This is a genomic window from Phytobacter cepae (assembly GCF_054165735.1).
In genome coordinates this window covers 857,457-872,462 of sequence record NZ_CM135107.1, presented here as the reverse complement: position 1 = coordinate 872,462, position 15,006 = coordinate 857,457, and the positions used below count along the sequence as shown (strand labels likewise).

Sequence of the window (15,006 nt, the reverse complement as noted above, 5' to 3'; positions counted from 1 at the left end):
AGTGGCACGTCTAAGGGAGGTCTTTTCCGTCAGGGGGAGGCGTGCCGCTAATTTTGGGCACGCATTCATGACGAAACCATGCCAGGGTGACCGGCTCGCGGCGCAGTAGCCGGCGGCCAATCGGGATAAGCTGTTCACCCACTAACATCCCGAACAGGCCCAGCAGGGCAATAACCGGAGGTGCCGGCGAATGCACCTGCATCGCACCATAAATGACGCCAGCCAGCAGGCCCACCGCCAAAGAAATAACGTAGGATTTCAACATGATTAGCCTGCCTCTGTATAGCGGCTTATCGCAGCGGCGTTATCCACGCGCGGCGTGACGGGCTGAGACTGGCTGGCTGCCGCAGTCGGCGCGTCAGGTTTGATGAAAGCAGAGACAAGCTGTTCGCCTGCCAGCATACCGAGCAGCCCCACCAACGCCACGGCGGGGGGCGCGGGTGAGCGGACTTTTAGCAACGCATAAAGCAGGCCAATAAGTACGCCTGCGCCAAGAGAAATGAGCTCAGTGCTCATAGGGCGTCTCCCGTGATGTCGAACGGAACGGGCCGGCACGCACACCGACCCTTGCAGCGGCTTATTTGTTGGCCGGAACCGGCGCCAGCGTGCGGTGGGCACCTTTGGCGCGTGATGGCGCTTTGTGCACCATGGTGTAGGCGTAATCGACACCCATACCGTAAGCACCTGAATGCTCTTTAACGATATCCATCACCGCGTTGTAGGTCTCTTTATGAGCCCAGTCGCGCTGCCATTCCAGCAGAACCTGCTGCCAGGTTACCGGGATCACGCCTGCCTGGATCATGCGCTGCATGGCGTAGTCATGGGCTTCTTTAGAGGTGCCACCGGAAGCATCTGCGACCATATAGATCTCATAGTCACCTTCCAGCATGGCGCAGAGTGCGAAGGTGTTGTTGCAAACTTCAGTCCACAGGCCGGACACAACAACTTTTTTCTTGCCGTTTTTCGCCAGCGCATCACGCACTTTCTGGTCGTCCCAGGAGTTCATGGAGGTACGCTCAAGGATGTCATGCTCCGGGAAAACGTCCAGCAGTTCAGGGAAGGTATTGCCGGAGAAGCTTTCGGTTTCAACGGTGGTGATGACGGTCGGAATATTGAAGACCTTAGCCGCTTTTGCCAGGCCAACCACATTGTTTTTCAGCACCTGGCGGTCAATTGACTGCACGCCAAACGCCATTTGTGGCTGTTGATCGATAAAAATCATCTGGCAGTTTTGCGGCGTCAGGACTTCAAGCTTAGAGTTGGTCATAAGAATACCCATTGTCGTTAAGTGATCCGTGAAAGGAGGCGGAAACCATGCTGACAGTGACCGGGATATTCTCGCGCTGCATCAACAGACGAAAGAGAAGCAGAAAGCGGCTGCCTTTTACCGTTCGTCCCGGGCCATGCTGTCGGGGCGGATAGTAAGAGTTGTTTGGAATGAGAACTATTATCTCTGTGTATAACTATACGTTCGTATAGGTATACCTTCGTATAACTAGACGCCGTTTTCGCCTGCTCACCATAATCCTCCCAGTTTTCACGCTCTGCGCTGACGGGGCATCGCATCTTATCGTCCGCTGGCATAACGCCAGTTTCGGGCGTCTCAGACAGGAGGATTTATGGTCTCGCTCGATAAAGCAGAGCTGATTTTACTCAACGGCAAATTTCACACGGTGGACAGGGAAAACCCGGTTGCCGATGCGGTCGCCATCCGCGACGGTAAGTTCGTCGCAGTCGGTAGCCAGGCTGAAGTGATGGAATACCATTGCGAAGGCAGTAAGGTCATCGATCTCAAGGGCAGCACCGCCATTCCGGGCCTCAATGACTCGCACTTGCACCTGATTCGCGGTGGACTGAACTACAATCTCGAACTGCGCTGGGAAGGCGTCCCCTCACTGGCTGATGCGCTGCGTATGCTGAAAGAGCAGGCACTGCGCACGCCGTCACCACAGTGGGTGCGCGTGGTGGGTGGCTGGAGCGAATTCCAGTTCGCTGAACGCCGCATGCCCACCCTTGAAGAGATCAACGACGCGGCCCCCGATACCCCAGTTTTTATCCTCCATCTCTACGACCGCGCCCTGCTCAACCGCGCCGCGCTCCGTGTGGTGGGTTACACCAAAGACACCCCAAATCCGCCGGGCGGTGAAATTCAGCGCGACAGCAATGGCAACCCGACCGGGATGCTGATTGCTCGTCCGAATGCCATGATCCTTTACGCAACGCTTGCCAAAGGGCCGAAACTGCCTCTTGAACAGCAGGTTAACTCCACTCGTCAGTTTATGCGCGAACTGAATCGTCTGGGCCTGACCAGTGCGATCGACGCGGGCGGCGGCTTCCAGAACTACCCGGAAGATTACGAAATCATCAACGAGCTGCACGCCAAAAAGCAGATGACGATCCGCATCGCCTATAACCTCTTTACCCAGCGTCCGGGGCATGAGCTGGAAGATTTCGAAAAATGGACCGATATGCTCACCCCGGGCCAGGGCAGCGACTTCTTCCGCCACAACGGCGCGGGCGAAATGCTGGTCTTCTCTGCCGCCGACTTTGAGGACTTCCTTGAACCACGCCCGGACCTGGCACCCGGTATGGAAGATGAATTAGAGCGCGTGGTGCGCCACCTGGTTGAACACCGCTGGCCGTTCCGCCTGCACGCCACCTATAACGAATCCATCAGCCGAATGCTGGATGTCTTCGAGCGCGTCAACCGCGACATTCCATTCAACGGCCTGCACTGGTTCTTCGACCATGCGGAAACGGTGACCCAGCAGAATATCGATCGCATCAAAGCGCTGGGCGGAGGCATCGCCGTTCAGCACCGTATGGCCTTCCAGGGTGAATACTTCGCAGAGCGCTACGGCATGGAAGCGGTACGCCATACGCCGCCGGTGGCAAAGATGCTCGAAACCGGTGTGCCAGTGGGCCTGGGTACCGACGCTACCCGTGTTGCCAGCTATAACCCCTGGACCGCGCTCTACTGGCTGGTTTCCGGGCGCACCGTTGGCGGTATGCAGATGTATGACGTCAACGCTCGCCTGGATCGTGACACCGCACTGATGCTGTGGACGCAGGGCAGCGCCTGGTTCTCCAGCGAGCAGGGCAAAAAAGGGCAAATTAAAGCCGGGCAACTGGCTGACCTCGCGGTGCTGAGCAAGGACTATTTCCGCGTACCGGAAGAAGAAATCAAAGGCATTGAGTCAGTGCTCACCGTGGTGGATGGCAAGGTCGTCTATGCGGCAGGCAGCTTCAGTGCCGAAGCGCCGCCGTCGATTCCGGTCCTGCCGGAGTGGTCACCGGTGGTCAACGTGCCAGGTCACTACCGTAGCGCACCGCCACAACAGACGCGCGTAGGCATGATGCCTGCCGTTCACCACTGTAGCGGCCCCTGTGGCGTGCATAGCCACCAGCACGATGTGGCGCGCGGTTCTTCCGTTCCGGTTTCAGACGACAACGCCTTCTGGGGCGCGCTCGGCTGCAGCTGCTTCGCGTTCTGATGCCTATGAAAAACGCAACCTCTATGCTGCCCCGTATCGACGCGGGGCTGTTCTTCCTTCGCCTCACCGGCAGCCTGCTGCTCCTCTATGTGCATGGTCTGCCGAAGGTGTTGAACTTCAGTGAAGAACTCACCCGAATCGAAGATCCGTTTGGCTTCGGCCCATGGATGAGCCTGCTTCCGGCCATTTTTGCTGAAGTGGTGTGCCCGATATTCATCATTCTCGGTATCGGTACGCGCCTTGCCTGCCTGCCGATTATCGCTGTGCTGCTGGTGGCGATGCTGGTGGTGCACCCGCAGTGGAGTATTGGCGAAGGTCAGTTTGGCTGGTTACTGCTCATCATCTTTACCACGCTGGCATTAACCGGCGCAGGTAACTGGCGCGTTCGCGTGCCCGGGGAACAGGAGTTAGGGCATGGCACAAGTCAATGATATCCATACGGCGTCGTCGCAGGCGGCTCAGGAAGGTGTGAGCGCTGTCCCCGCCAGCACCTCCTCCTGGCAGCCGCTACGCCAGCCGGTATTTCGTATGCTATGGATTGCCACGGTGGTCTCCAACATCGGTTCATGGATGAACGATGTGGGGGTGAACTGGACCATGCTGACGCTGAGCGCTGACCCGCTCGCCGTTGCGCTGGTCCAGGCGGCGAGCAGCCTGCCGATGTTCCTCTTCGCCCTTCCTTCCGGGGTGATGGCGGACATTGTTGACCGTCGCAAGTACCTGCTCTTTTCGCAGCTCTGGGTGTTTATTGCCGCCGCCGGACTCACCCTGCTCTCGTTTGCCGGACTGGTGACGCCGATGGTGCTGCTGGTTGCCGCCTTCCTGCTAAGCGCAGGCGCGGCCATGAGCTCCCCGCCATTTCAGGCCATCGTGCCGGACCTGGTGGAAAAGCATGAGCTGGCCCCGGCCATTGCGCTTAACTCGCTTGGTATTAACATCAGTCGCGCCATCGGCCCGGCACTGGGCGGGCTGGTGCTCTCCTTTGCCGGCCCGTGGGTGGTGTTCGCCCTCAACTCGCTCTCCGTATTGGGCGTGGCGTATGTGCTGTGGCGCTGGAAAGCGGAACCCTCCATTCAACGCCTGCCGCCTGAGCATTTCTTCTCTGCCGTGCGCGCCGGGCTGCGCTATGTGCATGCCGCACCCGTGCTGAGAAATGTGCTGGTACGCACCGTGGCCTTCTTCACCTTCGCCAGTGCGGGCTGGGCATTGCTGCCGCTGGTCGCCCGCCGCGAGCTGGGTCTGGGCCCCGGTGGTTACGGGATCATGCTGGCCTGCATTGGCGTGGGGGCGATTTGCGGAGCGATTGTGCTGCCACGGCTGCGTAAGCACTTCGATCCCGACAAATTGATGGTGCTCAACAGCGCCATATTTGCCGTCAGCATGCTGGCGTTAGCCTTTGTCCGTCACGTCTGGTGGCTTAATGCCTTTGAATTTCTGACCGGCTTTGCCTGGATCGCGGTGCTCTCAACGCTCAATGTGGGCGCGCAGCGCAGCGCGGCGAAATGGGTGAAAGCGCGAGCGCTGGCGGTCTACCTGACGGTTTTCTTTGGTTCAATGACGCTGGGCAGCGCCATCTGGGGGCAACTGGCCTCGCACTTTGGTATTCCAGCCTCACTCTGCGTGGCAACGGCGGGCATGCTGCTGGCAAGCCTGACGGCCCTGCGCTGGAAGCTGAACAAAGATCCCGACCTGAATCTGGATATTCGTGACATCGACAGCCATGCGCAGTCGCTCGATATTTCCCATGAGCGCGGGCCGGTGATGGTGATGTACGACTACGTTATCGACCCCGACGATGTGGCCGAATTTGTCGTCTGCGTGCAGGAAATCCGCCGAGTGCGCGTTCGCGGCGGTGCGCTGAGCTGGTCGGTATACGAAGATATGCAGCGCCCGGGCGTGTTCGTGGAATCTTTCGTGGTTGGCACCTGGATTGAACATCTGCGCCAGCTTGAGCGACACACGGTCAACGACCTGCTGATCCAGAGCAAAGTGCAGGCTTTCCACCGGGGCAGCCATCTTCCCGAGGCGCGTTATCTGATAACACCCATAATGTAAACACTCTCCCTAAAACCCAAGTAAAGCGACAGTGAGGATTGAGCTATGAGCACCATCAAAACGCAGGACGGTACGCAGATTTATTACAAAGGCTGGGGCACTGGCAAACCGGTCTTGTTCAGCCACGGCTGGCCGCTGGATGGCGACATGTGGGACAGCCAACTGAACTTCCTCGCCGAGCGCGGCTACCGTGTCATTGCCTTTGACCGTCGAGGCTTTGGTCGTTCTGATCAGCCATGGGAAGGGTATAACTACGACACCTTTGCCTCCGACATCAATGATCTCATCACCACGCTGGATCTGCAGGACGTGACGCTGGTGGGCTTCTCGATGGGCGGCGGTGATGTGTCGCGCTACATCGGTCGCTACGGCACATCACGCGTGAAAGCGCTGGTGCTGCTGGGTGCGGTAACCCCTATCTTCGGTAAAACCGCCGACTATCCGCAGGGCGTGGATAAGAGCGTCTTCGACGGTATTCGCGACGGGCTGCGTAAAGATCGCGCGCAGTTTATCAGCGATTTTGCCACACCTTTCTATGGACTTAACGCCGGACAACAGGTCTCCGAGGGCGTGCTGACCCAGACGCTGAACATTGCGCTGCTGGCTTCGCTCAAAGGCACCATCGATTGCGTAACCGCTTTTGGCGAAACCGATTTCCGCCCTGATGTGGCGAAAGTTGACGTGCCGACGCTGGTGATTCATGGCAGCAACGACCAGGTTGTGCCGTTTGAATCCACTGGCAAAGTCGCGGCAGAGATGATTCCAGGCGCGCAGTTGAAAGTGTATGACAATGCGCCGCACGGTTTTGCCGTCACCCATCAGGATCAACTGAATAACGATCTGCTGGCCTTCCTGCAATCGCTATAAGTTATAAAAGCCTCACCCAACCCGGTGAGGCTTTCTCTTGCACTCCCCCGCGCCGCGCCCTATCCTCTGCCGGTATGAAAACCTCCCGCCTCCCGATCGCCACTCAGCAGGCCGTTATGCGTAGCCTGCGGGAAAAACTTGCCCTTGCTAACAGCAAGCTGGAACGCCATTACCCAGAACCGAAGCTGCTGTATCAGCAACGCGGCACGGCGGCCGGCACCGCCTGGCTCAACACCTGGGAAATCCGTCTCAATCCGGTATTGTTAGTGGAAAACGAGCAGGCGTTTATCGATGAAGTCGTGCCGCATGAGCTGGCGCATCTGCTGGTGTGGAAGCATTTTGGTCGTGTTCCGCCCCACGGTAAAGAGTGGAAATGGATGATGGAGAGTGTGCTCGGCGTTCCCGCCAGGCGCACGCATCAGTTCGAGCTGGAGTCAGTTCAGCGCAATACGTTCCCTTATAAATGCCAATGCCAACAGCATCAGTTAACCGTCCGCCGACATAACCGTGTGGTGCGTGGTGAGACGACTTATCGCTGCGTGCACTGCGGTGAAACCCTGGTGCCCGAGCGCTAATTACATGAATCATTAAGAACGTTTTGTGCACCAACTGATTGCATCCCGGAACCGCTTCCGTTACGTTGCGCACTTCAACTGACAGGGAGTGCACCATGTTCCGCATCATCTTCTCTTTACTGTTGGTACTCGTGGCCGCGCCGGCCTTTGCAGAGGGTATCAATAGCTTTTCTCAGGCCAAAGCCGCGGGCGTTAAGGTCAATGCTGACGTGCCGGGCGATTTTTATTGCGGCTGTAAAATTCAGTGGCAGGGTAAAAAAGGGGTCGTTGATCTGGCCTCCTGCGGCTATCAGGTGCGTAAAAATGAAAACCGCGCCAACCGCATCGAGTGGGAGCATGTGGTTCCCGCCTGGCAGTTTGGCCATCAGCGCCAGTGCTGGCAGGAGGGTGGCCGTAAAAACTGCGCCAAAGATCCGGTCTATCGCAAAATAGAAAGCGATATGCACAACCTGCAACCGGCGGTAGGTGAAGTGAATGCCGATCGCGGCAACTTTATGTACAGCCAGTGGAACGGCGGTGAAGGTCAATATGGTCGCTGTGAAATGAAGGTCGACTTCAAGGCCAAACTGGCCGAACCGCCCGCCCGCGCCAGGGGGTCGATAGCGCGCACCTATTTTTATATGCGCGACCAGTATCAGCTTACGCTCTCTCGTCAGCAGACCCAGCTTTTTACCGCCTGGGATAAACTCTACCCGGTGACAGACTGGGAATGCACCCGTGAATCCCGTATTGCCAAAGTCCAGGGCAACCATAACCCTTACGTCCAGCGCGCTTGCATGGCGCGAAAGAGCTAACCTACACTAGCGGCAATTGTTTATTCGCGGCGTATCCCTTGCTCTCTCACTCTGAAGAGCGGTTACGCCGCACACGCCATGGAATTACTACAATGCGCATTCCACGTATTTATCATCCCGACGCTCTTACCGTTGGCACCGAAATCGCGCTTGCCGACGATGCCGCAAACCACGTGGGTCGCGTACTGCGTATGGGTCAGGGCCAGGCTGTCCAGCTGTTTGATGGCTCAAACCAGGTCTTTGACGCACACATCACCCGTGCCGATAAAAAGAGCGTGATCGTCAACATTACCCACGCCGAGGTTGATGACCATGAATCGCCGCTGCACATTCACCTCGGCCAGGTGATGTCGAGGGGTGAAAAAATGGAATTCACTATCCAGAAATCGATCGAACTGGGTGTAAGCCTCATTACGCCACTTTTTTCCGAGCGCTGTGGCGTTAAACTCGATGCCGAGCGCCTGAATAAGAAGCTCGGGCAGTGGCAGAAAATTGCCATTGCCGCCTGTGAACAGTGTGGCCGCAACCGGGTACCGGAAATTCGTCCGGCAATGGATCTCGAAGCCTGGTGTGCAGAAGAAGAGAACGGCCTTAAGCTTAATCTTCACCCTCGCGCCAGCCAGAGCATTAACACGTTGCCATTACCGGTCGAGCGTGTCCGGCTGCTGATTGGCCCGGAAGGCGGGTTGACCGCCGATGAAATTGCCATGACCGCACGTTACCAGTTTACTGATATTCTGTTGGGACCCCGCGTATTGCGCACTGAGACAACGGCACTGACCGCCATCACCGCACTGCAGGTACGTTTTGGCGATTTAGGTTAAACGGAGAAGCATAATGATTAAGCTCGGCATCGTGATGGACCCCATCGCGCAGATTAATATCAAAAAAGATTCCAGCTTTGCCATGCTGCTCGAAGCGCAGCGTCGCGGCTATGAACTGCATTATATGGAAATGGCGGATCTTTACCTGATCAACGGTGAAGCCCGTGCGCGGACTCGTCTGCTCTCCGTTGAGCAGAATTATGACAAGTGGTACGAATTTGGTAGCGAGCAGGACATTGAGCTCGCCTCGCTGGACGCCGTACTGATGCGCAAGGATCCGCCGTTCGATACCGAATTTATCTACGCGACTTACATCCTTGAGCGTGCCGAAGAGAAAGGCACGCTGATCGTCAACAAACCGCAGAGCCTGCGCGACTGTAACGAAAAACTCTTCACCGCCTGGTTCCCGGAACTGACCCCGGAAACGCTGGTGACACGCAACAAAGCGCAGATCAAAGCGTTCTGGCAAAAGCACACCGACATCATCCTTAAACCGCTGGACGGTATGGGCGGCGCGTCTATCTTCCGCGTAAAAGAGGGGGATCCTAACCTCGGCGTGATCACCGAAACCCTGACCGATTTAGGCAACCGTTACTGCATGGCGCAAAATTACCTGCCAGCCATCAAAGACGGCGACAAACGCGTATTGGTGGTGGACGGAGAGCCGGTTCCCTACTGCCTGGCGCGTATCCCGCAAGGCGGCGAAACCCGTGGCAACCTGGCAGCCGGGGGCCGTGGCGAACCGCGTCCGTTGACCGAAAGCGACTGGGCCATTGCGCGCCGTGTCGCCCCGACCCTGAAAGCGAAGGGGCTGATTTTTGTCGGTCTGGATATCATCGGCGATCGTCTCACGGAGATTAACGTCACCAGTCCGACCTGTATTCGCGAAATCGAAGCTGAGTTCCCGGTCTCCATCACCGGCATGCTGATGGACGCCATTGAAGCACGTCTGGCGAAATAATGATTTGGTGCATAACTCGTTAAGTTATATACCCTAAATAATTCGAGTTGCAGACAGGTGGCAACGCAGTGAACCCCCAGGAGCTTACTCCAGTAAGTGACTGGGGTGAGCGAGTACTAACTGGCGTAGCCAGTTTGAACAGCGCTTGCGCTGGCCCCGAAGGGGCGAGGCCAAAGGCCGAGTAACGCCAACGCACATGCAACTTGAAGTATGACGGGTATTTTACCCCCCTTAAGTCTGGCAGTGACAGCATGCTGCTTTCCCCGCATACTGAACTGCCGCTTTTTTGAACCAGGAAACAGAACCTCTGACAATGAATTTACAGCATCACTTTCTGATTGCCATGCCTGCTCTCCAGGATCCGCTGTTTCGCCGTTCCGTGGTTTACGTCTGCGAATACAACGACGATGGAGCAATGGGGCTCATCATTAATAAACCTCTGGAAAACCTGAAAGTTGAAGGGGTTCTGGATAAACTCAAAATCCAGCCTGAAGAGCGGGACCCGGACATTCGTCTGGATAAACCCGTGCTGTTGGGCGGGCCGCTGGCGGAAGATCGCGGCTTTATTTTACATACGCCGCCAAACAACTTTTCCTCAAGCATTCGCGTCTCCGATAACACCATCATCACCACTTCCCGTGATGTGCTGGAAACCATGGGGACCGCCAGGCAGCCGAAAGAAGTGCTGGTCGCCCTCGGCTACTCCTCCTGGGAAAAGGGCCAACTGGAACAGGAGATTCTTGATAATGCCTGGCTTACCGCCCCGGCAGATTTGAACATCCTGTTTAAGACGCCGATTGCCGATCGCTGGCGTGAAGCGGCGAAACTCATCGGTATTGATATCCTGACCATGCCTGGCGTGGCGGGACATGCCTGATGAGTGGAACCTTGCTGGCGTTTGATTTCGGCACCAAAAGCATTGGCGTCGCCATCGGCCAACGGATAACCGGTACCGCACGCCCGCTCAATGCGCTGAAGGCGCAGGACGGTACGCCGGACTGGAATCTTATCGACAAGCTGATTAAAGAGTGGCAGCCAGACGCGGTTATTGTTGGTCTTCCGCTAAATATGGACGGCACTGAGCAACCGCTCACCGCCCGTGCGCGCAAGTTTGCCAATCGTATCCATGGCCGTTTTGGCGTTACGGTGACGCTGCACGATGAGCGTCTGAGCACCGTTGAAGCGCGCGCCGGACTGTTTGAACAGGGGGGATTTCGCGCCCTCAATAAAGGCAGCATCGACTCCGCCTCTGCCGTCATCATTCTGGAAAGTTACTTCGAGCAGCACCTCTGACAGAACGGGCTGAACACACTTCAGCCCTTCTCTTTTCCCGACATCAATAGCCACACTCCCTGGATCGTCCTCACAGTTTTGAGGCGACTTTTTTGCATTTCATCCAATGTTTCTATAAAAGAAACAGTAGAGAGAATTTACGGCTTTTGCGTCAGCCGTCGTGCAAGGGTGTGAAGCTCGCTCAGACGTTCGTCGACAACCGTCTCATCGGCCTGCCACATTCCGGCAAACGCCAGCGCGGCAGAGTGCGCACCGAGCGGTTTTGCCATCGAGACTTCGCCGTCGTCGTGATGCCAGACTACGCGCCCTTCGCTACGCTGCTGCGCAACATGGGGAGCCAGTTGCTGCCACTGCTCAGCGGTAAAACGTTTTTGCAGCGCTTCGTCCGTTTCGGCGGCGAGCAGCGCCATACCGATAACGGATTGCCATGCGGGCAGCATATGAAAACCTGCCAGCGCCTGGGTGACCTGCGTACCGGGTTCAGAGTGGTAGATGTAGATGACCTGATCTTCCCAGAGCACCCCCATCGCCACCACGATGTCTTTAGGGGCGTAGCTTTCAAGCAGGGGTAAGGCCTGGGAAAAGAGTGCCGAACCACGAATCGCCTGGGCGGCCAGTGCGTGAATACCCGGCCCCGGCAGGTAGCGGCGCTGCTCATCCTGCATGGTCAGCCCTATGGAAGCCATGGTCATCAGCAAACGGTTTACCCGCGTGGTGTTGATGCCCATCAGACGCGCCAGCTCGCGACAGCCAATAGCACGGCCGCTGGAGACCAGATATTGCAGGCAGCGAATACCATCAATCAGGCTTTGGTTTGGTTGTGAGGACATTCAGGTTTATCTCGCAGGTGACGTTAAGCGTCGATTTTACCGTCAGACAAAAAGGATACAAGGCATGAACATCTATCCGCAAACCGGAACGAGAACCTTCCCCTCGGCATCACTACACACCGACCTTGTTGTTGCCGGAGGGGGACTCGCAGGGCTCTGCGCCGCACTTGCCGCTGCACGCGATGGTTTGCAGGTGGTGCTTATCCAGGACAGACCTGTTCTGGGCGGTAATGCTTCAAGCGAGGTTCGCCTGTGGGCCAACGGCGCGACGTCGCATATGGGCAATAACAACCGCTGGGCGCGTGAAGGCGGCATTATGGGGGAGATCCTCGAAGAAAACCTGTGGCGGAACAAAGAGGGTAACCCGGTGATGTTCGATCTGGTGCTTCTGGATCTCGCCAAAAGCCAGCCGGGCCTGACCTTACTGCTCAACACCACGATTTATGCGCTGGAAAAAACCGAAAACACCATCACGCAGGTCAATGCCTTTAATGCCATCAACGAGACCTTTTATACCGTCTCCGCTGATCAGTTTTGCGATGCGACGGGTGACGGCGTACTGGGTTTCCTCGCGGGTGCCGAATACCGTGAAGGGGCAGAAGAGGTTGAAGAGCTGGGAGAAAAAATGGCCCCTGGCGATAACTTTGGCCACAAGCTCGGGCACTCTATTTACTTCTATACCAAACAGACCGCGGGTCCGGTGAACTTTGTTCCGCCCTCTTTTGCCCTGCAGGACATTACTGCCATTCCCCGCTACAAGCGGCTGACCTCAACGCTTAACGGCTGCGACCTGTGGTGGCTGGAATGGGGAGGACGCCTGGACACCGTCCATCAGAGCGAAGAGATTAAGTGGGAGCTGTGGAAAATCGTCTGGGGTGTCTGGAATTACATTAAAAACTCCGGCGAATTCCCGGAAGCGGCCAACATGACCATCGAATGGGTCGGCGTCATTCCCGGCAAACGCGAAAGCCGCCGCTTTGTTGGCGACCATCTGCTCTGCCAGCAGGATATCATTGCGCAGCGCGACCATTATGACGCCGTGGCCTATGGCGGCTGGTCGATTGACCTGCATCCGGCAGACGGGGTCTATAGCACCCATGACGGCTGCCGTCAGTTTCACAGTAAAGGTACCTACACCATTCCGCTGCGCAGCTTGTATAGCCGCTCGCTGGATAACCTTTTCCTGACCGGACGACTGATCTCCGCCTCACATGTTGCCTTTGGTAGCGCACGCGTGATGTGCACCTGCGGGCTGTTAGGTGAAGTCGTCGGCCGTGCCGCAGCCCTCTGTAAAACCCACCAGCTTACCCCCGCCCAACTGGCGGATCGCGAGCAGGTTAAGCTTCTGCAACAGCAGCTCCAGGCCAGCGGCTGTTACATACCGCGTCAATGGCTCGATGACCCGGCACAAGGGGCAGCGGTCAGCGCCAGCAGTGAGTATGCCCTCGCCTCACTTTCGCCCAACGGAAACTGGCATTCTCTGGGGGAACGAATGGCGGTCTTACTGCCGGTAAAAGCGGGCGAGTCACTGGGTGAAATCACTGTGCGCCTGCGCTCCACTGCGCGCCAGCCGCTTACCCTCTCCCTGCTGGGCAGCGCCCGCAGCGGGAATTTCACCCCTGACTACCAGTACGACAGCTGCACTGTCGACGTGGATGGCGAGCAGGCGTACCGGTTCAATTTCGCCTGGCAAAGCGATCGCGATCAATATGTGTTCCTGGCCTTTGATGCTAACCCCACCACGGACATTGCGCTGACGGACACGCATCTTCCCGGCATCATGACCGTGTTCAACAGCCTGAACGCCCGGGTCGCCCGTCATACTCGCCAGGTGGTGGATGGGGACTACGGCGTTGATGAATTCGATTTCTGGCTCCCCCGCCGCCGCCCACATCAGGTGATGCCTGCACTCAGTTTTAGCCAGCCACTGACGGTATATCGCCCGGAGAACCTGTTGAATGGCCGCCTGCGCCCGGAACAGCAAACCAACGCCTGGGTGCCTGCCGTGGATGACCCGCTGCCGACCCTGCGCTGGCACTGGGTTAGCGCTCAAACTGTTACTACCCTGACGCTGGTGCAGGACAACGATTTTGATAACGCCATGGAAACCGTGCAGATGGGCCACCCATTGGCAGTCACGCCACACTGCGTCACCCATTATCGCCTGTGGGCCGACGATACCCTGCTGGCAGAAGTGACGGACAATCACCACTCCGTTTGTGAGCACCGGTTACCCACACCGGTTACCGCGCGCGAAGTCCGTCTGGAGATCCTGGCTACCGCCGGCGGGCTGCCCGCTATCTATTCGCTAAACATTCGTTAAAGCCAGCCCTGGGCCTGCCGCTGCTGCAGGCTCTGGGCGAAGGTCTGCATTCCCGCCTGCTGCCCGGTTTGTAGCAGGCCGGGTAGCTGGTGTGTTTTCCCCTCGCGGATGAGGTTCGCCACCGCCGGCGTGTTAATCAGTAACTCAAACAGCGCCACACGTCCGCCCTGTTTGTCCGCCTCAAGCCGTTGTGCCAGGACGGCCTGTAGGCTTCCGGCAAGCTGACTGCGAACCGGCTCTTTCTCTTCGGCAGGAAACGTATCCACCAACCGTTCGATAGCCTGATATGCGCCTCGGGTATGCAGCGTTGCCAGCACCAGATGACCAGTTTCCGCCGCCGTCAGCGCGAGGCGAATTGTCTCACTGTCACGCAGTTCGCCGAGCAAAATAACGTCGGGATCTTCACGCAGCGCCGCCCGCAGGCCAGCGGCAAACGAGTCGCAATGGGGGCCAATCTCCCGCTGCTGAATCAAACAGCGCTCGCTGGTGTGGATGAACTCCACCGGATCTTCAAGGGTCAGAATATGCCCGTCGAGATGATGATTAAGGTAACTGACCATCGCCGAGAGCGTGGTCGACTTGCCGCTGCCGGTTGCCCCCGTCACCAGAATAAGCCCGTTATCCTTCGCCAGCAGTGCGGGCAACATGGCAGGCGCATCGAGATCCGCAAGCTGAGGGCAGCGGGTCGGTAGCAGGCGCAGCGCCAGAGAGAGCCCGGATTCATGACGGAATACGCTGGCCCGCAGCCGCTGTTGACTTAGCGTAGTCAGGGCAAAATCCGCCTGCCCGTTACAGAGCAACTGGTGCCGCTGGGTTTCGGTTAAATGCGCTGCCAGTAATGCATTGATGTCCGGTGTATCAAAGGGTGCGACCTCCAGCCTTCCCTGCCTGCGCCAACGTGGCGGGCGGCGATCGCACAGGTGTAGATCCGAGACGTTATGCTTTACACTAAGCTCCACTATTTTTTCCATATCCATAAAGCCATCCTGG

Annotated in this window: 16 protein-coding genes; 11 read left to right on the top strand and 5 right to left on the bottom strand. The window is 57.4% G+C overall.

The window, feature by feature from the left end:
- Positions 1-10 precede the first annotated feature (10 nt).
- The 3 genes from ACUY4Q_RS04185 to ACUY4Q_RS04175 form a co-directional block, all read right to left on the bottom strand.
- Positions 11-265 carry a XapX domain-containing protein gene (locus ACUY4Q_RS04185; protein ID WP_458045834.1) on the bottom strand — a complete coding sequence of 85 codons (255 nt, stop codon included), beginning with the start codon at positions 263-265 and terminating at the stop codon, positions 11-13.
- Positions 266-267: 2 nt separating this feature from the next.
- Positions 268-516 carry a DUF1427 family protein gene (locus ACUY4Q_RS04180; protein WP_458045833.1) on the bottom strand — a complete coding sequence of 83 codons (249 nt, stop codon included), beginning with the start codon at positions 514-516 and terminating at the stop codon, positions 268-270.
- A 61-nt stretch (positions 517-577) separates the two neighbouring features.
- Positions 578-1,267: a hydrolase gene (locus ACUY4Q_RS04175; protein WP_458045832.1), complete on the bottom strand. Its 690-nt coding sequence runs from the start codon at positions 1,265-1,267 to the stop codon at positions 578-580.
- 352 nt (positions 1,268-1,619) lie between these two features.
- Here ACUY4Q_RS04175 and ACUY4Q_RS04170 point away from each other — a divergent pair, with 352 nt between their 5' ends.
- From ACUY4Q_RS04170 to ruvX, 10 genes are all read left to right on the top strand, one after another.
- Entirely contained in the window at positions 1,620-3,494 is a 1,875-nt protein-coding gene (locus ACUY4Q_RS04170) for an amidohydrolase (protein WP_458045831.1), read from the top strand.
- A gap of 5 nt (positions 3,495-3,499) precedes the next feature.
- Positions 3,500-3,925: a DoxX family protein gene (locus ACUY4Q_RS04165; RefSeq protein WP_458045830.1), complete on the top strand. Its 426-nt coding sequence runs from the start codon at positions 3,500-3,502 to the stop codon at positions 3,923-3,925.
- On the top strand, positions 3,909-5,549 hold the full coding sequence (locus ACUY4Q_RS04160; RefSeq protein WP_458045829.1) for an MFS transporter: 1,641 nt from the start codon (positions 3,909-3,911) through the stop codon (positions 5,547-5,549). The genes ACUY4Q_RS04165 and ACUY4Q_RS04160 overlap by 17 nt, the downstream gene beginning before the upstream one ends.
- A 45-nt stretch (positions 5,550-5,594) precedes the next feature.
- The gene (locus tag ACUY4Q_RS04155; protein WP_458045828.1) at positions 5,595-6,416 is read left to right on the top strand and encodes an alpha/beta fold hydrolase; all 822 of its coding nucleotides are present in this window, start codon (positions 5,595-5,597) and stop codon (positions 6,414-6,416) included.
- Positions 6,417-6,490: 74 nt separating this feature from the next.
- Positions 6,491-6,991, top strand: a complete 501-nt coding sequence (locus tag ACUY4Q_RS04150; protein WP_458045827.1) for a SprT family zinc-dependent metalloprotease — start codon at positions 6,491-6,493, stop codon at positions 6,989-6,991.
- A gap of 95 nt (positions 6,992-7,086) precedes the next feature.
- Entirely contained in the window at positions 7,087-7,785 is a 699-nt protein-coding gene (gene endA, locus ACUY4Q_RS04145) for a deoxyribonuclease I (protein ID WP_458045826.1), read from the top strand.
- Positions 7,786-7,877: 92 nt separating this feature from the next.
- Complete coding sequence (rsmE, locus tag ACUY4Q_RS04140) at positions 7,878-8,609, top strand: 16S rRNA (uracil(1498)-N(3))-methyltransferase (RefSeq protein ID WP_458045825.1); 732 nt, start codon at positions 7,878-7,880, stop codon at positions 8,607-8,609.
- A 13-nt stretch (positions 8,610-8,622) separates the two neighbouring features.
- The gene (gshB, locus tag ACUY4Q_RS04135; RefSeq protein WP_458045824.1) at positions 8,623-9,570 is read left to right on the top strand and encodes a glutathione synthase; all 948 of its coding nucleotides are present in this window, start codon (positions 8,623-8,625) and stop codon (positions 9,568-9,570) included.
- A 313-nt stretch (positions 9,571-9,883) separates the two neighbouring features.
- Positions 9,884-10,447 carry a YqgE/AlgH family protein gene (locus ACUY4Q_RS04130; protein ID WP_458045823.1) on the top strand — a complete coding sequence of 188 codons (564 nt, stop codon included), beginning with the start codon at positions 9,884-9,886 and terminating at the stop codon, positions 10,445-10,447.
- A complete protein-coding gene (ruvX, locus tag ACUY4Q_RS04125; protein ID WP_458045822.1) occupies positions 10,447-10,863 on the top strand; it encodes a Holliday junction resolvase RuvX in 417 nt (138 codons plus the stop codon). The genes ACUY4Q_RS04130 and ruvX overlap by 1 nt, the downstream gene beginning before the upstream one ends.
- Before the next feature lie 137 nt (positions 10,864-11,000).
- On the opposite strand, the gene ACUY4Q_RS04120 is transcribed toward ruvX, so the two are convergent.
- Positions 11,001-11,693 carry an IclR family transcriptional regulator domain-containing protein gene (locus ACUY4Q_RS04120; protein ID WP_458045821.1) on the bottom strand — a complete coding sequence of 231 codons (693 nt, stop codon included), beginning with the start codon at positions 11,691-11,693 and terminating at the stop codon, positions 11,001-11,003.
- A gap of 64 nt (positions 11,694-11,757) precedes the next feature.
- On the opposite strand from ACUY4Q_RS04120, the gene ACUY4Q_RS04115 reads away from it, so the two are divergent.
- Complete coding sequence (locus tag ACUY4Q_RS04115; RefSeq protein ID WP_458045820.1) at positions 11,758-14,016, top strand: FAD-dependent oxidoreductase; 2,259 nt, start codon at positions 11,758-11,760, stop codon at positions 14,014-14,016.
- Here ACUY4Q_RS04115 and ACUY4Q_RS04110 read toward each other — a convergent pair.
- Positions 14,013-14,993: a type IV pilus twitching motility protein PilT gene (locus tag ACUY4Q_RS04110; protein WP_458045819.1), complete on the bottom strand. Its 981-nt coding sequence runs from the start codon at positions 14,991-14,993 to the stop codon at positions 14,013-14,015. The genes ACUY4Q_RS04115 and ACUY4Q_RS04110 overlap by 4 nt on opposite strands.
- Positions 14,994-15,006: the final 13 nt, after the last annotated feature.

What these genes read in the sequence shown, in the direction of transcription:
- ACUY4Q_RS04185 (WP_458045834.1), bottom strand. Translation starts at nt 265, where the DNA reads ATGTTGAAATCCTACGTTATTTCTTTGGCGGTGGGCCTGCTGGCTGGC.
- ACUY4Q_RS04180 (WP_458045833.1), bottom strand. Translation starts at nt 516, where the DNA reads ATGAGCACTGAGCTCATTTCTCTTGGCGCAGGCGTACTTATTGGCCTG.
- ACUY4Q_RS04175 (WP_458045832.1), bottom strand. Translation starts at nt 1,267, where the DNA reads ATGACCAACTCTAAGCTTGAAGTCCTGACGCCGCAAAACTGCCAGATG.
- ACUY4Q_RS04170 (WP_458045831.1), top strand. Translation starts at nt 1,620, where the DNA reads ATGGTCTCGCTCGATAAAGCAGAGCTGATTTTACTCAACGGCAAATTT.
- ACUY4Q_RS04165 (WP_458045830.1), top strand. Translation starts at nt 3,500, where the DNA reads ATGAAAAACGCAACCTCTATGCTGCCCCGTATCGACGCGGGGCTGTTC.
- ACUY4Q_RS04160 (WP_458045829.1), top strand. Translation starts at nt 3,909, where the DNA reads ATGGCACAAGTCAATGATATCCATACGGCGTCGTCGCAGGCGGCTCAG.
- ACUY4Q_RS04155 (WP_458045828.1), top strand. Translation starts at nt 5,595, where the DNA reads ATGAGCACCATCAAAACGCAGGACGGTACGCAGATTTATTACAAAGGC.
- ACUY4Q_RS04150 (WP_458045827.1), top strand. Translation starts at nt 6,491, where the DNA reads ATGAAAACCTCCCGCCTCCCGATCGCCACTCAGCAGGCCGTTATGCGT.
- endA (WP_458045826.1), top strand. Translation starts at nt 7,087, where the DNA reads ATGTTCCGCATCATCTTCTCTTTACTGTTGGTACTCGTGGCCGCGCCG.
- rsmE (WP_458045825.1), top strand. Translation starts at nt 7,878, where the DNA reads ATGCGCATTCCACGTATTTATCATCCCGACGCTCTTACCGTTGGCACC.
- gshB (WP_458045824.1), top strand. Translation starts at nt 8,623, where the DNA reads ATGATTAAGCTCGGCATCGTGATGGACCCCATCGCGCAGATTAATATC.
- ACUY4Q_RS04130 (WP_458045823.1), top strand. Translation starts at nt 9,884, where the DNA reads ATGAATTTACAGCATCACTTTCTGATTGCCATGCCTGCTCTCCAGGAT.
- ruvX (WP_458045822.1), top strand. Translation starts at nt 10,447, where the DNA reads ATGAGTGGAACCTTGCTGGCGTTTGATTTCGGCACCAAAAGCATTGGC.
- ACUY4Q_RS04120 (WP_458045821.1), bottom strand. Translation starts at nt 11,693, where the DNA reads ATGTCCTCACAACCAAACCAAAGCCTGATTGATGGTATTCGCTGCCTG.
- ACUY4Q_RS04115 (WP_458045820.1), top strand. Translation starts at nt 11,758, where the DNA reads ATGAACATCTATCCGCAAACCGGAACGAGAACCTTCCCCTCGGCATCA.
- ACUY4Q_RS04110 (WP_458045819.1), bottom strand. Translation starts at nt 14,993, where the DNA reads ATGGATATGGAAAAAATAGTGGAGCTTAGTGTAAAGCATAACGTCTCG.